At 37.6% G+C, this 17,640-nt stretch carries 24 protein-coding genes; 4 read left to right on the top strand and 20 right to left on the bottom strand.

Annotated elements, in window-relative coordinates; all coding sequences use genetic code 11:
- Positions 1-82: 82 nt before the first annotated feature.
- The 12 genes from ACXJIE_RS01750 to pstS all read right to left on the bottom strand — a co-directional run bounded on the left by ACXJIE_RS01750 (position 83) and on the right by pstS (position 10,576).
- Positions 83-598, bottom strand: a complete 516-nt coding sequence (locus ACXJIE_RS01750; protein ID WP_456479261.1) for a F0F1 ATP synthase subunit delta — start codon at positions 596-598, stop codon at positions 83-85.
- Positions 598-1,101, bottom strand: coding sequence for a F0F1 ATP synthase subunit B family protein (locus ACXJIE_RS01745; protein WP_456479260.1), 504 nt, complete (start codon positions 1,099-1,101; stop codon positions 598-600). The genes ACXJIE_RS01750 and ACXJIE_RS01745 overlap by 1 nt, the downstream gene beginning before the upstream one ends.
- On the bottom strand, positions 1,098-1,523 hold the full coding sequence (locus ACXJIE_RS01740) for a F0F1 ATP synthase subunit B family protein (protein ID WP_456479259.1): 426 nt from the start codon (positions 1,521-1,523) through the stop codon (positions 1,098-1,100). The genes ACXJIE_RS01745 and ACXJIE_RS01740 overlap by 4 nt, the downstream gene beginning before the upstream one ends.
- Before the next feature lie 33 nt (positions 1,524-1,556).
- A complete protein-coding gene (locus ACXJIE_RS01735; protein ID WP_456479258.1) occupies positions 1,557-2,390 on the bottom strand; it encodes a ParB/RepB/Spo0J family partition protein in 834 nt (277 codons plus the stop codon).
- A complete protein-coding gene (locus tag ACXJIE_RS01730; RefSeq protein ID WP_456479257.1) occupies positions 2,390-3,175 on the bottom strand; it encodes a ParA family protein in 786 nt (261 codons plus the stop codon). The genes ACXJIE_RS01735 and ACXJIE_RS01730 overlap by 1 nt, the downstream gene beginning before the upstream one ends.
- Positions 3,172-3,804 carry a biotin--[acetyl-CoA-carboxylase] ligase gene (locus ACXJIE_RS01725; protein WP_456479256.1) on the bottom strand — a complete coding sequence of 211 codons (633 nt, stop codon included), beginning with the start codon at positions 3,802-3,804 and terminating at the stop codon, positions 3,172-3,174. The genes ACXJIE_RS01730 and ACXJIE_RS01725 overlap by 4 nt, the downstream gene beginning before the upstream one ends.
- 55 nt (positions 3,805-3,859) lie before the next feature.
- Complete coding sequence (gene fmt, locus ACXJIE_RS01720) at positions 3,860-4,744, bottom strand: methionyl-tRNA formyltransferase (protein WP_456479255.1); 885 nt, start codon at positions 4,742-4,744, stop codon at positions 3,860-3,862.
- 347 nt (positions 4,745-5,091) lie between these two features.
- Positions 5,092-6,711: an inorganic phosphate transporter gene (locus ACXJIE_RS01715; protein WP_456479254.1), complete on the bottom strand. Its 1,620-nt coding sequence runs from the start codon at positions 6,709-6,711 to the stop codon at positions 5,092-5,094.
- A 76-nt stretch (positions 6,712-6,787) separates the two neighbouring features.
- On the bottom strand, positions 6,788-7,576 hold the full coding sequence (pstB, locus tag ACXJIE_RS01710; protein WP_456479253.1) for a phosphate ABC transporter ATP-binding protein PstB: 789 nt from the start codon (positions 7,574-7,576) through the stop codon (positions 6,788-6,790).
- Between the two features lie 26 nt (positions 7,577-7,602).
- The gene (pstA, locus tag ACXJIE_RS01705) at positions 7,603-8,409 is read right to left on the bottom strand and encodes a phosphate ABC transporter permease PstA (RefSeq protein WP_456479252.1); all 807 of its coding nucleotides are present in this window, start codon (positions 8,407-8,409) and stop codon (positions 7,603-7,605) included.
- A 52-nt stretch (positions 8,410-8,461) separates the two neighbouring features.
- A complete protein-coding gene (gene pstC, locus ACXJIE_RS01700; protein WP_456479251.1) occupies positions 8,462-9,517 on the bottom strand; it encodes a phosphate ABC transporter permease subunit PstC in 1,056 nt (351 codons plus the stop codon).
- A 57-nt stretch (positions 9,518-9,574) separates the two neighbouring features.
- On the bottom strand, positions 9,575-10,576 hold the full coding sequence (gene pstS / locus ACXJIE_RS01695) for a phosphate ABC transporter substrate-binding protein PstS (RefSeq protein ID WP_456479250.1): 1,002 nt from the start codon (positions 10,574-10,576) through the stop codon (positions 9,575-9,577).
- Between the two features lie 125 nt (positions 10,577-10,701).
- On the opposite strand from pstS, the gene ACXJIE_RS01690 reads away from it, so the two are divergent.
- The 3 genes from ACXJIE_RS01690 to ACXJIE_RS01680 are packed head-to-tail and all read left to right on the top strand — an operon-like array spanning position 10,702 to position 12,727.
- On the top strand, positions 10,702-11,262 hold the full coding sequence (locus ACXJIE_RS01690; RefSeq protein WP_456479249.1) for a PhoU domain-containing protein: 561 nt from the start codon (positions 10,702-10,704) through the stop codon (positions 11,260-11,262).
- Positions 11,263-11,306: 44 nt separating this feature from the next.
- On the top strand, positions 11,307-11,945 hold the full coding sequence (locus ACXJIE_RS01685; RefSeq protein ID WP_456479248.1) for a response regulator transcription factor: 639 nt from the start codon (positions 11,307-11,309) through the stop codon (positions 11,943-11,945).
- A 14-nt stretch (positions 11,946-11,959) separates the two neighbouring features.
- Positions 11,960-12,727 (top strand): sensor histidine kinase, encoded by a 768-nt coding sequence (locus tag ACXJIE_RS01680; protein WP_456479247.1) that lies wholly within the window; start codon positions 11,960-11,962, stop codon positions 12,725-12,727.
- On the opposite strand, the gene ACXJIE_RS01675 is transcribed toward ACXJIE_RS01680, so the two are convergent.
- The 8 genes from ACXJIE_RS01675 to ACXJIE_RS01640 form a co-directional block, all read right to left on the bottom strand.
- Positions 12,699-12,854 carry a tRNA uridine 5-carboxymethylaminomethyl modification protein gene (locus ACXJIE_RS01675; protein WP_456479246.1) on the bottom strand — a complete coding sequence of 52 codons (156 nt, stop codon included), beginning with the start codon at positions 12,852-12,854 and terminating at the stop codon, positions 12,699-12,701. The genes ACXJIE_RS01680 and ACXJIE_RS01675 overlap by 29 nt on opposite strands.
- Positions 12,855-12,871: 17 nt before the next feature.
- Positions 12,872-13,147 (bottom strand): hypothetical protein, encoded by a 276-nt coding sequence (locus tag ACXJIE_RS01670; RefSeq protein ID WP_456479245.1) that lies wholly within the window; start codon positions 13,145-13,147, stop codon positions 12,872-12,874.
- A complete protein-coding gene (locus ACXJIE_RS01665) occupies positions 13,144-13,494 on the bottom strand; it encodes a HepT-like ribonuclease domain-containing protein (RefSeq protein ID WP_456479244.1) in 351 nt (116 codons plus the stop codon). The genes ACXJIE_RS01670 and ACXJIE_RS01665 overlap by 4 nt, the downstream gene beginning before the upstream one ends.
- Complete coding sequence (locus ACXJIE_RS01660; RefSeq protein WP_456479243.1) at positions 13,481-13,777, bottom strand: nucleotidyltransferase family protein; 297 nt, start codon at positions 13,775-13,777, stop codon at positions 13,481-13,483. Before ACXJIE_RS01660 ends, ACXJIE_RS01665 begins: the two co-directional genes overlap by 14 nt.
- 44 nt (positions 13,778-13,821) lie before the next feature.
- A complete protein-coding gene (gene mnmG, locus ACXJIE_RS01655; protein WP_456479242.1) occupies positions 13,822-15,693 on the bottom strand; it encodes a tRNA uridine-5-carboxymethylaminomethyl(34) synthesis enzyme MnmG in 1,872 nt (623 codons plus the stop codon).
- The gene (locus ACXJIE_RS01650; RefSeq protein ID WP_456479241.1) at positions 15,680-16,441 is read right to left on the bottom strand and encodes a hypothetical protein; all 762 of its coding nucleotides are present in this window, start codon (positions 16,439-16,441) and stop codon (positions 15,680-15,682) included. The genes mnmG and ACXJIE_RS01650 overlap by 14 nt, the downstream gene beginning before the upstream one ends.
- A gap of 71 nt (positions 16,442-16,512) precedes the next feature.
- Entirely contained in the window at positions 16,513-16,821 is a 309-nt protein-coding gene (gene fliN / locus ACXJIE_RS01645) for a flagellar motor switch protein FliN (RefSeq protein ID WP_456479240.1), read from the bottom strand.
- Positions 16,821-17,222, bottom strand: coding sequence for a chemotaxis protein CheX (locus ACXJIE_RS01640; protein ID WP_456479239.1), 402 nt, complete (start codon positions 17,220-17,222; stop codon positions 16,821-16,823). Before ACXJIE_RS01640 ends, fliN begins: the two co-directional genes overlap by 1 nt.
- A 61-nt stretch (positions 17,223-17,283) precedes the next feature.
- On the opposite strand from ACXJIE_RS01640, the gene ACXJIE_RS01635 reads away from it, so the two are divergent.
- Positions 17,284-17,640: sulfite exporter TauE/SafE family protein (locus ACXJIE_RS01635; protein ID WP_456479238.1), on the top strand; the 357-nt coding region annotated here is incomplete at its 3' end.

Here is a 17,640-nt window from a genome sequence, read left to right as displayed (position 1 = left end):
CTACGTCTACTTTTAAGTCGTAGTTTTCAATTCTTTCCTTGATTATCGAAGTGATTTCTTGTACCACTTATACTCCTTTCTTTTAGATTGCTTTTAAAATATTGTTTATTAAATCGTTTTTGATTTTGTCTTCACTGAGAGCGACTTCAATGTTTAAAATATCAACGAAAACCTTTATTCCGTTAATATCTTTTTCGTTTAATTGAAGTTTTATTACAGCTTTAAATTTTTCAGAAAGCTTGTCTTCAATCTGCTTAAGTGTTTCTTCACTTATCTTACCTTCGACTACACCGGCGTAAGTATTAAAATGTCTTGAGACTTTTTCATATAAAGAAGTATGTATTTCTTTAAACAGATCTTCTCTTTTGTTTTCAAGAACTATTCTTAAAAAATTTAAAAATTTCGGATTGTCATATTCAGCTATTTCAGCCAACACCTTAATTTTTTCATCAATGCTCAACAGGGGTGATTTCACTATTAAAATAAATTTAGGTTCTTTCGCAACAAGCGCAATTCTTGCCACAGCCTCATAAGCCGGGGCTATTTCCTCCTCACTCAACGACGACAAAAACGCTTTTGTATATTTTTCAACTACCATTATGCAACCTTTAATACGAGTTTAGCCGCATCCTCGCTTGTAAGATGCACATCTTTAAGAACATCTTCAAGGAACGCTTTTATAGCTTCTCTTTTCGCTTTTCTGATTTCGGCCGTTTTCGCTTCTTCGAAATGTTTTTCCATCAATGCAAGTTCGTTCTTAGCTTCCTCTATAACGGAACCGTAAATAAATTCGGCTTCTTTTTTAGAGTCTTCTATTATTTCGGCCGCTTTTATTTTAGCCTCTTCAAGCTTAGCCCTCAGTTCTTCTTTTTTTAGTTTAGCCTCTTTTAATTTGTTTTCAACTTCTTGAAACCTGCTTGCAATCTCTTCTTTTCTGTTTTTGAAAAAACTGACGATTTTGTTACCGACCAGATACCAAAGGATTGCAACGAATATCAAAAAGTTAATCGTCCTCGCAACTATATCGGTACCTCCGCTTGCAGCCGCCTCGTTAGCAAAAGCGATTACACTTAAAAACGCAACTAATAAAAATTTCTTCATGCCGCATTCCTTATTTTATTTTCTACCAATGTTTTGATTTCCTCTTTGCTTTTTCCTAATTCGGCCAAAATTCTTTCTTTTTCAGCCTGAATTTCTTTCGCAAGTTCGGCCTTGGCCTCCTCTATTTCGGCAAGTCTTTTAGCCTTCATTTCATTAGCGTCTTTCAAAGCCTTAGCCCTCGCTTCGTCTCTTATGGCTTTGGCTTCTTTTTTTGCCTGAGAAAGGACTTTTTGAATCTCCTCTTCTAATTCCTTCGAATCTTCGGAGTTAGCGTTAATCATTTCAAGCGATTTTTTGAGCTTTTCATCTCTTTCATCCATAAATTTCACCAACGGTTCAAACAGCCAAATCTTAAGCAAAATCAGCGTAACCAGGAAAATACCGGCTTCTATGAGCATCACACCTATATTAAGGTCAAGCATCAATTCTCCTTTTTTTGGAATTTTAACATAAATTTAACCGATTACATTTAAAAGTTTTTCTAATTTTTCCAAATCGGCGCTATTTTTAAAATTAATCTTTATGGAATCTTTTTTTATTTCTATTTTAAGACCCATTTTTTTAAATCTGTCGGCAATTTCTATAAGTTTTCTGTCAATTACGACATCTTCCGTCTCTTTTTTAGGATTTTTCAATTTTTTTATCAATTTTTCGGTATCACGGACATTTAACGATTTTTTTTCAATTTCGTCAACAACCTTTTTCAGTGTTTTTTCATCAAGTCCTATAAGCACTTTCGCATGTCCCACGCTTAAGACGCCTTTTTTTATTTTATCCTGAACGAATTCCGGAAGATTTAAAATTCTGAGTAAATTCGTAACATAACTTCTGCTTTTGGATATGCTGCCGGCCAACTCCTCATGGGTATATCCGTGCTCTTCTATCAGACTCTGAAGGGAGTTCGCAATCTCTATGGGGTTTAAATCCTCCCTTTGTATATTTTCAATAAGGGCATATTCTCTCAAATCGTTTTTCGAATAATCGACGACAATGGCTTTAATGTATTCTTCGCCAAGCATTTTAGTGGCCCTTAATCTTCTCTCTCCGGCCACCAAAATATACTCTTCATTATCTTTTATAAGCACCACCGGCTGTAAAAGTCCGTATTTTTTTATGGACTCGGCAAGTTCTTTTATGGCTTCTTTATCAAATTCACGTCTCGGCTGGTAAGGATTCGGCTTTATTTTATATACGCTTATTTCCTCAACCCCGCGGGTGGGAAGTTCTTTTAAATATCCCGCTTCGGCATCCTCGAGTATAGAGCTCAGTCCCCTTCCTAATCTTTTCATTATTCGGATTCCTCTATTATGGTTTTTGCAAGAAGCTCGTACGCCAAAGCGCCGGAGCTTTTTATGTCGTAAAGAATAACCGGTTTGCCGAAACTCGGAGCTTCGGCAAGTCTGACGTTTCTCGGAATGTATATATATTTGCCGCTTTTTTTGTTTTTAAAAAGTTTACTCGAATAATGGTTGATAAGATCCTGAAAAACCTGTTTAGAGAGATTGTTGCTTTTAGAAAACATAGTAGGAAGAAGCCCTTTTATTTTCAGTTTCGGATTTTTGGTTCTTTGTACGAGTTTAATGGTGTTTAGAAGCTGGGCAAGCCCCTCAAGAGCGAAAAACTCGGTTTGAATAGGTATTATGACACTGTCGCTCGCACTCAGCGCGTTAATCGTTATGGTTCCGAGCATTGGAGGCGTGTCTATTATTATATAATCGTAATCGTCTTTCAGCTCCCTGATACGCTCTTTTAATGTAAGCTCTTTTTTATCCAAATATTCGCTTTCTTTTTCTATTCCCGCAAGACCTATGTTCGAAGGTACGAGATGAAGCGTGGGGATAAGGGTGTTTAAAATGGTGTCGTTTATATCTTTGCTGCCGATTAAGACATGATAAAGGCTGTATTCGTAATCGCTTTTCAAAAATCCCAAAGAAGAAGTTGCATTAGCCTGAGGGTCGGCATCTATAAGTAAAACCTTTTTTTCGGTAATGGCGATTGAAGCCGCCAAGTTTACCGCAGTGGTGGTTTTACCGACTCCTCCCTTTTGGTTGGCCACAGATATTATTTCTATCATCGTTTTGAATATATCCTTTTTTTATTGTTTTCTAAACTGCCGTCTTCGGCCAAACTGCCTTCAATGGAAAAAACTTGCTTGTATTTTTCAAATTCAACCCTAAATTCTTCGATTACGGTTTTCCACTCCGTATGCCTTTCAAGACGCTCAAAAAACTGTTTAAGAATTTTATCATTTTTTACCTTAATATCCAAACTGCCGAATTCGTTAGAAGGCGGAAAAGCCGTATTCAAACCTATACCGCAAACAACGGCGTTTTTGGTTAAAGAAGTTATGACACCGCCTATTTTCAATACTTTTTTATCGATTAAATATATGTCGTTAGGCCATTTCATTACCGCTTTGCTTCCGAATTCGTTTAATGTTTTTTTAAATATCCATCCGAAATATATCGAAAGACTCTGCATCGGAACACCCTTAAAAATCCGCACATCAAAGGCAAACGAAAAAAAAAGATTTCCTTTTTTTCCTATCCATTTATTGTTGCGGCTTCCGATACCGTCCGTTTGAAACTCGCTCCAAACACATACGGGAGGGTTTATTTCGCCGTTTTTAATCTTTTCAATCAGATACTTTTGCGTCGAATCTGTTTTTTCTAAATATATGATTGATAATTTTTCACTTTTCATTTTACATTTTCCCTATAAATCCAAAAAATTTATGATTTTTCGGGGAATTCTCAATTTATAAAACACTATCCCCCGCTTTCAGACGCTTCCCGTTGACATAATCGACGGCTTTTATCTCTTTTTTCCCAGGAACCTGAATTTTAACGAGTTTTATTTTTCCTTTTTTGCATCCAACAACTACACCGTCGTTTATTTCCAAAATTTCACCCTCTCTGTTTTCGGAATCCGTATCGAGAAGTTCCATTTCATTTATTTTAAACGTATCGCAGTAAATTCCGGGCCAGGGCTGATATGCCCTGTATTTTCTGTCAATTGTTAAAGCGCTCTCAAAAGTTACGTAACCGTCTTGTTTCTTAATCTTAGGCGAATATGAAGCTAAGGCGTCTATCTGTTTTAAAGGTTTAATTTTATTAAAATTATCAATCACATAAGGAGTCTGTTTTGCAGCAATTACTGCAAGTTCATTAAAAAGATCTATGCTTGTTTTACGTCCTACTTCCGTGTAATCCCACGATAATATATCTCCCGTATCAAGCCCTTTATCCATAAGCATTGCCGTAATTCCGGTATATTCGTCCCCGTTTAAAATTGCGCTTTGAATAGGGCTTGCACCCCTGTATTTAGGTAAAAGCGAAGCGTGCAGGTTTATACAAGGCGCAATATTTAAAATTTTTTCGGGAAGCAGAAGCCCGTATGCGGCCACTACAATAAAATCAGGCTTTAACGATGAAATAATCTCATCGTTTTTTAAAGATGAAGGCGTATATACATTAAGTCCTTTCTCAATCGCAAACCGTTTTACAGGTGTAGGGGTCAACACCTTTTTCCTTCCCACCGGTTTGTCCGGCTGCGTATATACCGCCGTTATTTCATATCTTTTGTTAAGTTCGTCTAAAATTTTAACCGCATAATCGGGACTTCCCATAAAAACTATTTTCATTTTCCACCTTTTTTTCGAGAAATTATATCAAAGCGGTTTTTTATACCGAATGGAAATGATTAAATATTAAATTCGGTTGTTTCCAGTTTTTAAAAATGCACTATTTAGAATTAATTTGACATATAATACCAAAACACAAAACAACTCTTACATTCACTTTTTTTCCTTTTCTCCCCTCATCTTTTCCTTTTCCTCTCCCCTAAAATAAATGTTTGATTTATTTTAGGGATTGGTATAACAATTTACTTATATTGTGTCAGACACCTTAAATATAACAACATAATATAAAAAAGGAAAAGGAAAAGGAAATAACATTTTCCATTGAATCATTTTACATTCTTCATTAATTATAACATCATACCCTTAATCATAAAGAAAATCATTGCCGCAAGCACAGCCGCTACGGGTACCGTAATAAGCCACGCGGCGATAATTTTTTTGAAAAGATCCCTTTTTACGTATTTTACCTTTTCTTCTTTTTTAAGGATTTTTTTAAATCTTTTTATGGTTTTTTCCAAATCCTCCGTCACTTCTATAAGCTCCACTATTCTTTTGTAATCGTCTTTTGTTTTATCTGTTTTATGCTGTAAATCGTTTAATTCCAGCTCATAGGTTTTAAGTCTTTTTTCAGCCTCTTCTATCTCTTTTTCGATTTCGTCTTCTTTCTGTTCCACAAGATGAAGCCATTCCCTTAAAAACCCTACACCGAAAATCGCACCTACGGCGATATGCGTGGAACTTACCGGAAGCCCGAGCTGTGAAGCAATAATAACGGTAATCGCAGCCGCAAGCGCCACACAGAATCCCCTGATAGGATCTATTTTCGTAATTTCGTCACCCACGGTTTTAATAAGCCTCGGTCCGTAAAGTGCAAGACCTATAGAAATACCAAGGGCACCTATAGCCATAACCCAAAACGGAATGGCCGATTTGCTTGCGATTCCGCCGCTCAAAACGGCATCGGAAATCGCCGCAAGGGGACCCACAGCATTCGCAACGTCATTCGCACCGTGAGCAAAACTCAAAAGCGCTGCTGAAAATATAAGAGGCACCGTAAAATATTTGTTTATACCTTCTCTTGTGTTTACACTGTCGGAATTTTTCATTTTTGCAACCATTACAAAATATACTATTACGGCTAAAATCAAACCGAAAACCGAAGCCACGCCGAAGGTAGGTTTTTTAGTATGCGGCAAAAACGTCAAAACGTCCGTAATATTCACCCAAACGTGTTTTAAACCTTTCATCGTAAGATACGTAACAAACGCCCAGGTCATAATTGAAACGTAAATAGGAACCCATTTTTTAGCAGCATTTGCCATATCCGATTTAAATACAATAGTTTTTTTAATCGCATATAAAAACCCTGCCGCAATAATCCCTCCGAGTACGGGGGAAATCACCCAAGAAGCGGCGATTTTACCCATTGTCCCCCAGTGAACGATACCGAACCCGGCGGCGGCGATACCCGCGCCCATCACACCTCCGACAATAGAATGGGTGGTTGAAACGGGCGCTTTGAAAGCCGTTGCGAGATTAAGCCAAAGAGCGGCAGCCAAAAGTGCGGACATCATCGCCCAGATAAATACGTTTACATCTCCCTGAAAAGCCGAAAGGTCGATAATTCCCTTCCTTATGGTGTTAGTAACGTCAGCCCCTGCGATAAGAGCCCCCGCCGCTTCAAAAACCGCGGCTATTATTATAGCCCCCGCCAAACTCAAAGCCCGGCTTCCCACTGCTGGTCCAACATTGTTCGCCACATCGTTCGCACCTATATTCATAGCCATATAAGCCCCGAAAACGGTAGCTATCACCAAAAAAAGATTATTAGGCACATTTCCGGTTTTCGCATAGGTATAAATTACAACCACTGCAATAAACAAAAGCGCGATACCCAGACGCATTAAATCTATACCGACGGATTTACGAGCCTGTTTTTCAAGTTTTGAGACGGTTTGCAATTCCATTACATCCTCTTTTTTTTTAAGAATTTTACAAAAAGAAAAGAAATATGTAAATAAAGATAAAATTTATCCTGAAATATTATCCGAATTTTCCGGCGATATAATCGGCGGTGTGTTTAACTTTCGGATTAAGGAATATCTGAGTGGTTTCCCCGAATTCAACAAGCTCTCCGAGATACATATAAGCCGTAAAATCGCTTATACGGCTTGCCTGCTGCATATTGTGGGTTACTATTGCTATTGTCACTTTGTCTTTTAACTGTGTTACAAGTTCCTCAATGGCAAGCGTGGAAATTGGATCAAGCGCGCTTGTCGGCTCATCCATAAGCAGCACTTCAGGTTCGACCGCAATGGCCCTGGCAATGCAGAGTCTTTGCTGCTGTCCGCCGCTGAGTCCCCTTGCATCGTCATTCAGTCTGTCTTTTACCTCGCTCCATAAAGCCCCGCCTTTAAGGGCGTCTTCCACACGTCCGTCAAGTTCGCTTTTGCTTTTGATACCTTTTAGTCTGAGTCCGTAAGCGATGTTGTCGTATATACTCATTGGAAACGGTGTCGGTTTTTGGAAAATCATTCCAACTCTTTGGCGAAGATTAATAAGCTCGTTTTCTTTTTTAAATTCAAGTATGTTTACCATTTCTCCCGTTTTAAAGTTTTTAAGAAGAATCTCGCCTTCGTATTTGTTGCCGGGATACAGGTCATGAATTCTGTTAAGACTTCTGAGAAGTGTCGATTTACCGCATCCGCTCGGACCGATAAGTGCAGTAACCTTTCCTTCGTAAACAGGTAAATTAATGTTTTTAAGCGAAGGCTTGGGCGCCCCGGCGTATGTAAAACTGAAATTTTTTATATCCATTACTCTATTTTCCATTCTCAATTCTCCATTTTCAATTTTTATCACTTTTTATCTTTTATTATGTATCTTCCAAGCAGATTGATTATCAAAACAAAAAGCGTAAGTATAAACGCACCCGCCCATGCGATTCTTACAAGATTCGGATCGGGCATTGTCGCAAGATTGTAAATCGCCACCGTTAAGCTCGGGAAAGTTTCATTTAGATTCAAGGTAAAATACTCACTGTTTCCGCTTGTAAATAAAAGAGGAGCGGTTTCACCCGCTATTCTTGCAAAAGCCAGTAAAATTCCCGTCATAATACCCACTTTCGCCGCTTTTATAATAATATCGAAAATAACCCTGTATTTCGGGGCGCCTATTGCCACTCCGGCTTCCCTGAGCTCTTTCGGGACAAGCCCGAGCATATCGTCAGTCGTTCTTACCACAATAGGTATCATCATAATCGCAAGCGCAACCGCACCGGCCCAGCCGTTCTGATGCCCTACGGGTGTTACAACCACCGCATACACAAACGTACCTATAATGATTGACGGTGCCGACATCATCACGTCACTTAGATTTCTGATAAACTCGGCATATTTATTACCAAAAGAGTATTCCTGAAGATAAATCCCAGCAATCATACCTATCGGAACACCTATAATCACGGCTATAAACGCTAAAACAAACTGCCCCACGAGCAGGTTTCTAAGACCGTTGTTTACCAAATCGTTCATAAAAATATGCAAATCAATCGCACCTATACCTTTGATTGTTAGGGTAACAAGTATCCAAAACAAAAACCCGAGACCCACAACCGCACTGAGTGTTGAAAGCAGTAAAACGATTTTATTAATCAAAAGTCTCATTTATTTGCTCCTAAAAAATTTTCCATTTTCAATTTTCCATTTTCCATTTGTATTACCTTTTCTCCCTAAGAAAATAAAATTTAGCAAAACTTATAACGGCAAATGAAATTACAAATAAAATAAGCGCCAGGTAAAAGAGCGCATTCAGACTCATACCGCTGCTTTCGGCAAAATTGTTAGCAAGCACTACAGGAATAGATACCGTAGGATCTATCAGTCTGTGCGGAAAGCTGAAAACCCCGCCGATGACAAATGCAACCGCCATAGTCTCACCCAGCGCACGCCCGAGTGCGAGTATCATACTTCCGATAATCCCCTGCTTTGCATACGGAAAAACAACGTCTTTGATAACTTCGAATTTCGTGGCTCCCATAGCGTATGCCGACTCTTTCAAAACATTCGGAGTGGTGTTCATACTGTCTCTTGTAAGAGACGCCATAAAAGGTATAATCATAACCGCCAGCACCATTCCCGCCACAAGCAGGGAAACACTGCTTCCGCCGAATACGTCCGCAACAAGAGGCCCAAAATAAAAAAGCCCCCACATTCCGTAAATAATACTCGGAATCGCCGCCAAAAGCTCTATTGCAATACCAACAGGCTTCGCAATAAAAGGAGGTGCTATTTCACTTAAAAATATCGCTATTCCCATGGCTATAGGAACCGCAAAAATCATAGCGAGTATTGTAGAAAGAACGGTTCCGACTATCGGAATAAGTCCTCCGTAAATCGTTTTTACGTTTGTTCCGGTTATATCCCCGTCCTGAGGCAGTGCAATATCGTCGTTATCCTGAGGTACTGATACATCTTCTTTATCCTGTGGTATGGCGATATCCTCACTGTCCGTCGGAACTGAAATATCCCCACTGTCGGTAGGAATCGTATCGTTTGAAGCGGCGGCAATGGATTTGTCTTTTTGAATTTTATCCGGATTTTTCGGTGTGTTTACCTCAACGCTAACATCCCATCTCGGATCGATTAAAAAATGAAGCCCGTATTCTTTAACAGCAGGTTTTGCGTATATAAATAATACAACAAATATCGCTGAAAGCAATATCAAAATAAGCGTGGCGCTAAGTGAAGAAAGTTTTCTGAAAATCGATTCCATACACCACCTTTAATTTTTATAATTTTATTGAAAATAAAAAAGGTTTTAAAGACCTTTTTATTTCGAAGGGGCTATGCCTTTATCAGCCCAGTATTTTCTAATCTGCTCTTTTACATTTGCAGGTAGCGGAATATATCCGAGTCCGCTCGCCGCCTCGTCTCCGTTTTTATACGCATAATCAAAAAACGCCGTTACTTTTTTATCGGTATCCACTTTTTCCTGAGGTACGAGAATGAATGTAGATGCGATAATCGGATAACCTTTTTTAGGATAAGCGATTATTTTATAAAAGTCTTTTTTAGGATCAAATCCCGCATATTTCGCACCTTCGGCGAAATTCTCAGGTGTAGGCGCTACAAATTTTCCGTCAGCCGCCTGAATCGTTGCCATTTTAAGGGAGTTCTTCTTCGCATCGGCGTAATCAACATAACCTATAGAATAGTCGTTTGTTTTTATAGCCGCACTAACTCCGAAGTTTCCTTTTCCGGCAATACCTCTTCCGTCCGCGTCAGTAGGCCAGTTGATTAGTTTTCTCGCACCGAATTTTTTTCTCCATGTATTACACATTTTACTTAAATAATATGTAAAGTTAAAAGTTGTCCCCGATTTGTCGCTTCTGTGAACGAAAATAATTTTTTTGTGAGGCAGTTTTTCATCAGGGTTGTATTTTACGATTAACGGGTTGTCCCAGTATTTGATTGTACCTAAAACAATACCTTTAATCGCCGCTTCACTGAGTTTAAGACTGTTCACACCCGGTACGTTATAACCGAAAACTATTCCTCCCACAACAGTCGGAAACTGGTAAAGTTTCGCTTTTTTAAGTATTGCGGGTGTTAAAGGTTTATCGCTTCCCCCGAAAGCCACGTGTCTGTATGCCACTTCTTTAATGCCCGTACCACTTCCCGTTGCGGTATAGTTTACTTTGTTACCTGTGGTTTCATAGTAGCTTTTTATCCACTGTTTATATACGGGATACGGAAAACTCGCACCCGTTCCATTTATTGTATATGCAAAAGAACTCACCGCAATTAACGCACCTAAAATTAACTTTTTCATTCATTCTCCTTTTTTGGTTTTCGAAATTGTAAAACACAAAGATAACATTTCGGTAACATTAGGTAACATTTAGATAACAATCCGCCTTATTTATTAATGATATAATTTTGAAAAAAGGAATCGAAATGCTCAGCTCTTTTGAAAAGGCACTGAACGATATTAATAACAAATTCGTAGGCTATATTGAAGCCATTGAAGAATCTTTGAAGAAAAAAGAACTCACTGAAGAGTTTTTTTTAATAGACCTCAAAGAATTCGATAACGAAGTTATAAAATTTTTAGCCCTTTTCCATCCGCAGGGAGAGTTTTTGCGTGAGGTTGTGGCATATCTTAAAATAAGCTCATTCCTTGCCAAAATCAAAAAATCAACCAAGGCGTTTATAAAAAAATACGATTTTGAAGACGAAAAAATCGACGCTTTGTATCAAAACGCCCTTTCAACAATAGACACTCTTAAACTTGCGGTTAAAGGCGATACGATAGAAGATGCATATTCTACAATAATAAGCTATGAAAAAATAGCCGATGAAATATACAAAGAGCTTGTACTTGAAGTAAAACAAAAAGACAATATCGATGAAATCCTGAAAATTTTAAACATTGCCAAAAAACTTGAAAGAATCAGCGACAGTTCCAAAACAATAGCATCGTATCTTCTTTTTGCAAAAGAGGGGCTTGAATTGTAAATGTAAAATGTTACAATGGAAAATGGAAAATCAAAGGTTAAAAAATGATAACTATTGCAATTATTGAAGATGAAGAGGATTTATTGGAACTATTAGAATTTACCCTTCAGCAAAACGGCTACGACGCCGTAGGGTTTACCAATACGAAAAAAGTAAAAGATTTCATTATAGAAGAAAATCCGGACCTGCTTATAGTTGACAGAAACCTCCCGGGGGTTGAAGGAAGTTTGTTTGTAAAAAAGCTTAAAGAGGAAGGTTATGAAATCCCCGTGATATTTTTGACGGCAAAAGCGGATGAAGACGACATTGTCGAAGGATTCGAAAGGGGCGCGGACGATTATATAACCAAACCTTTTAACATGAAAGAACTATTAGCAAGAATAAAAGCGGTTTTAAAGCGCTACAGCATATCTACAAGTGTAATTTCATATAAAGATTATCACCTTGACCTAAACGGCAGAACCCTGACACACGAAAACATCGACATTCCCCTTACGCCTTCTGAATTCAGACTGCTTGAGCTCTTTTTTAAAAACCCAAAAAGAACCCTCAGCCGCCCGGAAATTATGGAAGAGCTCGGCAGTACAAACGAAAAAAGCGTAAACGTAGCAATTAACAGATTAAACCATAAAGTCGGAAACATTATCGAAAGCGTAAGAGGCGTGGGATACAAACTTAAATAAATGGAAAATGGACAATGGACAATGGAAAATTAAATTTTTTAAAAAAAATCTTTTTTTCGGAAGAATTAAAAGAACTTGAAAGACTAAAAGAAGAAAACAGAAAACTTAAAAAAGAAAACAAAAAACTAAAAATCCTCAATTCCTCAAAAGACGAACTCATATCCGCAATTTCGCACGAGTTTAAAAATCCTATATCGATTATAAACGGTTATATCGAAACAATACTTTCAAACAAACTTCCTAAAGAAATGAATGAAAAATTTTTAAACAAAATCCGAAAAAACTCCCTAAGACTCAGCGAACTTATTGACAGATTATATCTTATAACAAGGCTTGAAAACGAAAAGGTAAAGGTGAAATTTACGGAGTTTGACCTGTGCGAAACGGCAAAAAACATAATTGAAAGTTTCAACAGTGAAAGAATTGTCTTAAACTGTCAAAAAACTTCTATTTTTGCGGATAAAACATTAATGGAAATAGTAATCTGCAACCTGATTTCAAACGCACTGAAATATTCGAAAAAGGAAATAACCGTAAATATAAACGAAAATTTTGAAGTAATCGACAAAGGCAAAGGCATTGAAGAAAAAGAAATAGAACTTATCAAACAAAAATTCTACCGCATAGCAAAAAACGACTGGGACAACTCATTAGGGCTCGGCCTTGCAATAGTGGAAAAGATCTTAAAAATCCACAAAACACACCTTGAAATCGAAAGCAAAAAAGGAAAAGGCAGCAGATTTTATTTTGATATCACTTCATTAAAAAATAAGGAACCATAATAATAATTCCCGTCAGTATCAAAAGTCCTATAAATATTCCGAATATAAACTTACCGAAATTAAACGGTTTTTCCTGAATTTGATTTTCGTTTTTTTCGTTATTCATATTAAACTCTCCATTTTCCATTCTCAATTCTCCATTAATTAAATTTCCTTTACATTTGCAAATGCGGCTTTGAGATACGTTGTATCTTCGGGCGTGGATATATAAAATGTGTCGCTTCCGTCACTCAGATTAAAAAGATCCGCAATTGCATCCACGTTCATGGCTTTAAACCCGTTTTTTCTAACTTCTTCAATAGCTTCAAGATCGTTTACGCAAAAAACCAGTGTTTCATCCAGACTCTTAGCAACCTCAACGGCTTTCTCAATTCTTTTAAATTTATCCTTATCAGCAGTATAAACGTAAATGTATGTCAACTCAAATCCTTTATAATTTTCTTTATCTGCTCATGAAGAACAGGTATTTCGTTAATTAGAAGATTCCAAACAAGTTTTTTGTCAATTCCAAAATATCCGTGTATAATAACATTTCTCATGTTTTTTATCTGTTGCCACGGAATATCAGAATATCTGCTTTTTAAATCATTTGAAATATTACTTACCGCTTCACCGATTATTTCAATTTTTCTAAATACGGCATCTTGATACATCTTATTTTTAGAAAATTCTTCAAAACTGCCTATTTCATAAAAATATTCTTTTAAATCTTCACAAAATTCATTTATATGTTTTAAATAAACAATATCTTCTTTAGGTTTTTTCATATATTGTTTTCCTTTCTTTTTTTATATAAGGCTGAATATATTTACTTATAGAATCAATAGTTAGCAGGTCTACTTCTTTTTTTACGGTTTGTTCTAAATCCATTTTATATCCTACAAAATCAAACAATGAAGGTACCTTTTCAAACTCGACTATTACGTCAATGTCGTTATAATCCTCACCCCTTGCGTACGAGCCGAAAATTTCTATCTTTTTAGCCCCTTTATCCGCTAAATAATCGATTATTTTTTTCTCTATTTCTTTATCTCTTATGTATCTTCTCATTTTAAACCCTTAAGGCCTATTTATATACAAAAAGATAAAATTTGTCAACTTTTCTTTTTCCTCATATTGATATACATATGGATAATGTCAATCGCAGCAGGCGTAACACCGCTTATTTCGCTTGCCGCAAACAGAGTTGGGGGTCTGAATTTTTCAAGTTTTTCCACAATTTCACGAGAAAGTCCCGGGATTCCTTTATATTCGAAATCTTCAGGTATTTTTACGCTAAGCATCTCTTTCATTTTGTCAATCTGCGCTTTTTGCCTTTCGATATAGTGGTGATATCTCGCATCGATAAGTATCTGCTCAAGCGCGTCTTCGCTGAAATTTTTAAATTCGGGTGCGAGTTTTAACAGTTTTTCTTTATTGAATGTGTGCCTTCCGGCTATTTTTCTTATTTCCATTTTGCTCTGGATTTTTTCTTCGCCCATTTCTTCAAGCATTGTGTTTATCTGTTTGTTAGGCGTTACAAACGTCTCATTCAGGATTTTCATACCCCTGCTTATTTCATCCCTTAATTTCTGCACCCTCTCATATGTTTTATCATCCAAAATTCCAAGCTCATGCCCGTAATCGGCAAGCCTTAAAATTGCATTGTCTTCTCTAAGCAGGAGTCTGTATTCGCTTCTGCTCGTAAACATTCTGTACGGTTCGTTCGTTCCTTTTGTAACCAAATCGTCAATAAGAACACCTATATACGCTTCATCCCTTCTGAAAATCACAGGCTCTTTGCCGTCGATTTTAAGTGCGGCGTTAATTCCCGCCATAATACCCTGAGCGGCGGCTTCTTCATACCCTGTCGTTCCGTTAATCTGCCCGGCGAAGAAAAGGCCTTCTATCTCTTTTGTTTCAAGAGAGTGTTTGAGGTTTGTAGGCTGGATAAAGTCATACTCGATCGCATATCCGAATCTCACTATTTTGGCGTTTTCAAGTCCCGGAATCGAATGGATAAAGTCTTCTTGGACGTCCATAGGAAGAGAAGTCGAAAGTCCGTTAAGGTAATATTCGGTGGCTTCCAACGTCTGAGGCTCCACAAACACGTGATGGCGCTCTTTATCAGGGAATTTATTGAGTTTATCCTCGATACTCGGGCAGTATCTCGGCCCCACACCCTCAATCTGACCCGTAAAAAGAGGGGCTCTGTGGAAGTTGCTTTTGATAATATCGTGCGTATTTTCGTTTGTGTATGTTATATAACAAGGAAGCTGAGTCGGGTTAAACGTTTTTTTATCCGTTCTGAAAGAAAAAGGTTTCGGATTACTGTCACCCGGCTGAATTTCCATTTTGGAAAAATCAATCGTTCTCGCGTCAATTCTCGCGGTTGTCCCGGTTTTTAACCTCTCAAGTTTAAAGCCCAAATTTTCAAGCGATTTGCTGATTTTTTTAGCCGGCAGTTCGTGAAACCTTCCGCCTTCAAGCTTTACGGGACCGAAATGCATAATCCCTCTCATAAACGTACCCGTAGTTAAAATAAGGGCTTTTGTTTTGTATTCGTTTAAAAGATTCGTTTTGACTCCTGCTATTTTACCGTTTTTTACTATTATTTCGTCAACAATTTCCTGCGCAACGGTTAAATTCGGCGTATTAAGGCACACCGTTCTCATATATATTCTGTATCTGTCCATATCTATCTGCGCCCTGGAGCCTCTTACCGCCGGTCCCCTGTTTTCGTTAAGCACCCTGAACTGAATACCGGCATGGTCCGTCGCCAGCGCCATTTCACCGCCGAGCGCATCTATTTCTTTAACCAAATGCCCTTTTGCAAGTCCTCCGATTGCAGGGTTACAGCTTGCAGCTCCTATCTGTTCGACAAGCATCGTAAGAAGCAGTACTTTTTTACCCATTCTGGCAGGTGCTAATGCGGCTTCTATTCCCGCATGGCCTCCGCCGACTACGATTACGTCAAATTCTTTCATCAAACTCCTTTAGTTTTTCGGCATTCTGGATATATTTTTCAATATTGTCATATTTTTTGGAAAGCTTCAGCATCTCATCAAATTCCACTTCGTTTTTAGGCACAGCCACATCTTCGACAAACACATCCAATAAAACGTTGGTATTTCCTATAAGCATAAGGTATTTTCTGTCCTGATATTCAAACAGCACGATTTTGTTTTTCGCATCAACAGGCTTTTGTGCAAGCACCTTCATATCCTCTTTAAGTTTCGGAAGATGCACCGATTTTCTTTTTACATACCATAAGACAAATGCTAAAACAAACAATACGGCTATACCGACAATATAAGAAAAAGTATCAAGCCCCTGCGTTCGGGCCGTCATATTTTTTATATCTGCGGATTTCGTCGTATTTAAAACGGGATTGGCGTTTACTATTCTAAACCTTACCCCGTAACCGTCCGGAGTCAACGCCACTGACGTTTTAAAAGGGGTGTTCGCCGTTATATCTATTTTCACACCGTTTTTTTCAGGCGAAATTATAATAGAATTTATAAAATTTTTCTTAAATTCCTTCTGAATAACCTTATCGGTACTGATTCCCGTTAAAATATACGAATTTTTGGATATCTGTTTTACTTTTCCCTTAAACGCATCGTCAAGTGAAAAAAGAACGTCAAGCTTGTTTTTGCCTTCAAAAAAATTCACGTTAATAAGATTCGCACCGAAAAGCAGCATCCCCAAAATTAAAAAAACTATTTTTTTCACATAAACTCCTTTTTACAAAAGGTTAAAAGGGAAATTTTTTCTTCCCCTCTTTTCCCTATATTAATCCCATCTTAATGCTCTTTCGTCAGATAATAAATAAGCTGGTTCGCATCAAGCACCTCATTAAGCCTGATGGCAAGGTTTTTTTCGTAAACCATAACCTCACCTTTACCGATTATACGTCCGTTGATATAAACTTCGGCGCTTTCACCTTCCGGCTTTTGCAAATCTATTACGCTTCCCTTTTGCAGAGCCAAAATTTCCCTTAAGGTAATGTCAACCCTTCCGAGATCACTTTCAAACAGAACTTCGGTATCCAAAAGATTCGAATAATCGGGAATATATTCTTCTATTTCGTCTTTCAAATCTTTTTCATCCATTATTTTCCTTTAAAAAGAATATAAAAACACTTATCACCGTTAAATCTGAACGATAACATATCGTCATAATCCGGAGTGTCTGTATATTCACCTAAAAATTCCGGAACCGAAATCTCAAAATTTATGTTCTTTTCGGCGGCTATTATTTTGGCGTTTCCTATAATCTGGTTGGCTATCTCCTTTGTCAAATCTTCCGCATCATAATTTTTATCCCCGAAATAATAATCCGCTATATAAGAAAGTTTTTCATGCGGCAGAATTAAAAATATATCGTAATTTTCATCCCCTTTTATGGAAATTTTGCTTACGAACCCGTTTTTCGGTTTTTCATCACATTCTTCAATATTCGCATTTAAGGAAAAAACAAAATTTTTAACGGCCTCTTTTATGATATTAAACATTTCAGTCCTTTACATCCCCCCTAATATTACTATGATATAATTTTATCAAAAAAGGTCTGATTTGATAAGTGCCGTTATTATTGGAATTATAGTGGGCTTTGCCTCTGGGTTTTTCGGTATAGGCGGGGGCACGGTGCTGGTACCCGTTTTACTGTTTTTAGGCTATGGTTTTAAAGAAGCTGTGGGAATCAGTGTAACACAGATGATGTTAAGCTCTATATACGGATCATATCTCAATTACAAAAAAGGGCTTTTAAAAATCAAAAACGGACTTTCTCTTGCCGTAGGAGGAGCAGCGGGAGCGAGTCTTAGCGGATACATTGTAAAACACACCTCAAAAGAAGTGCTCGGGTTTATATTCCTTACACTCGTGTTTATTGCAATCGTAAGGTTTTTCATAACCGTCCCGGAACCGAAA

This window comes from Nautilia sp., from assembly GCF_053994455.1.
The sequence above is the reverse complement of the archived record's forward strand: the minus strand, read 5'-3'. Positions and strand labels throughout refer to the sequence as shown.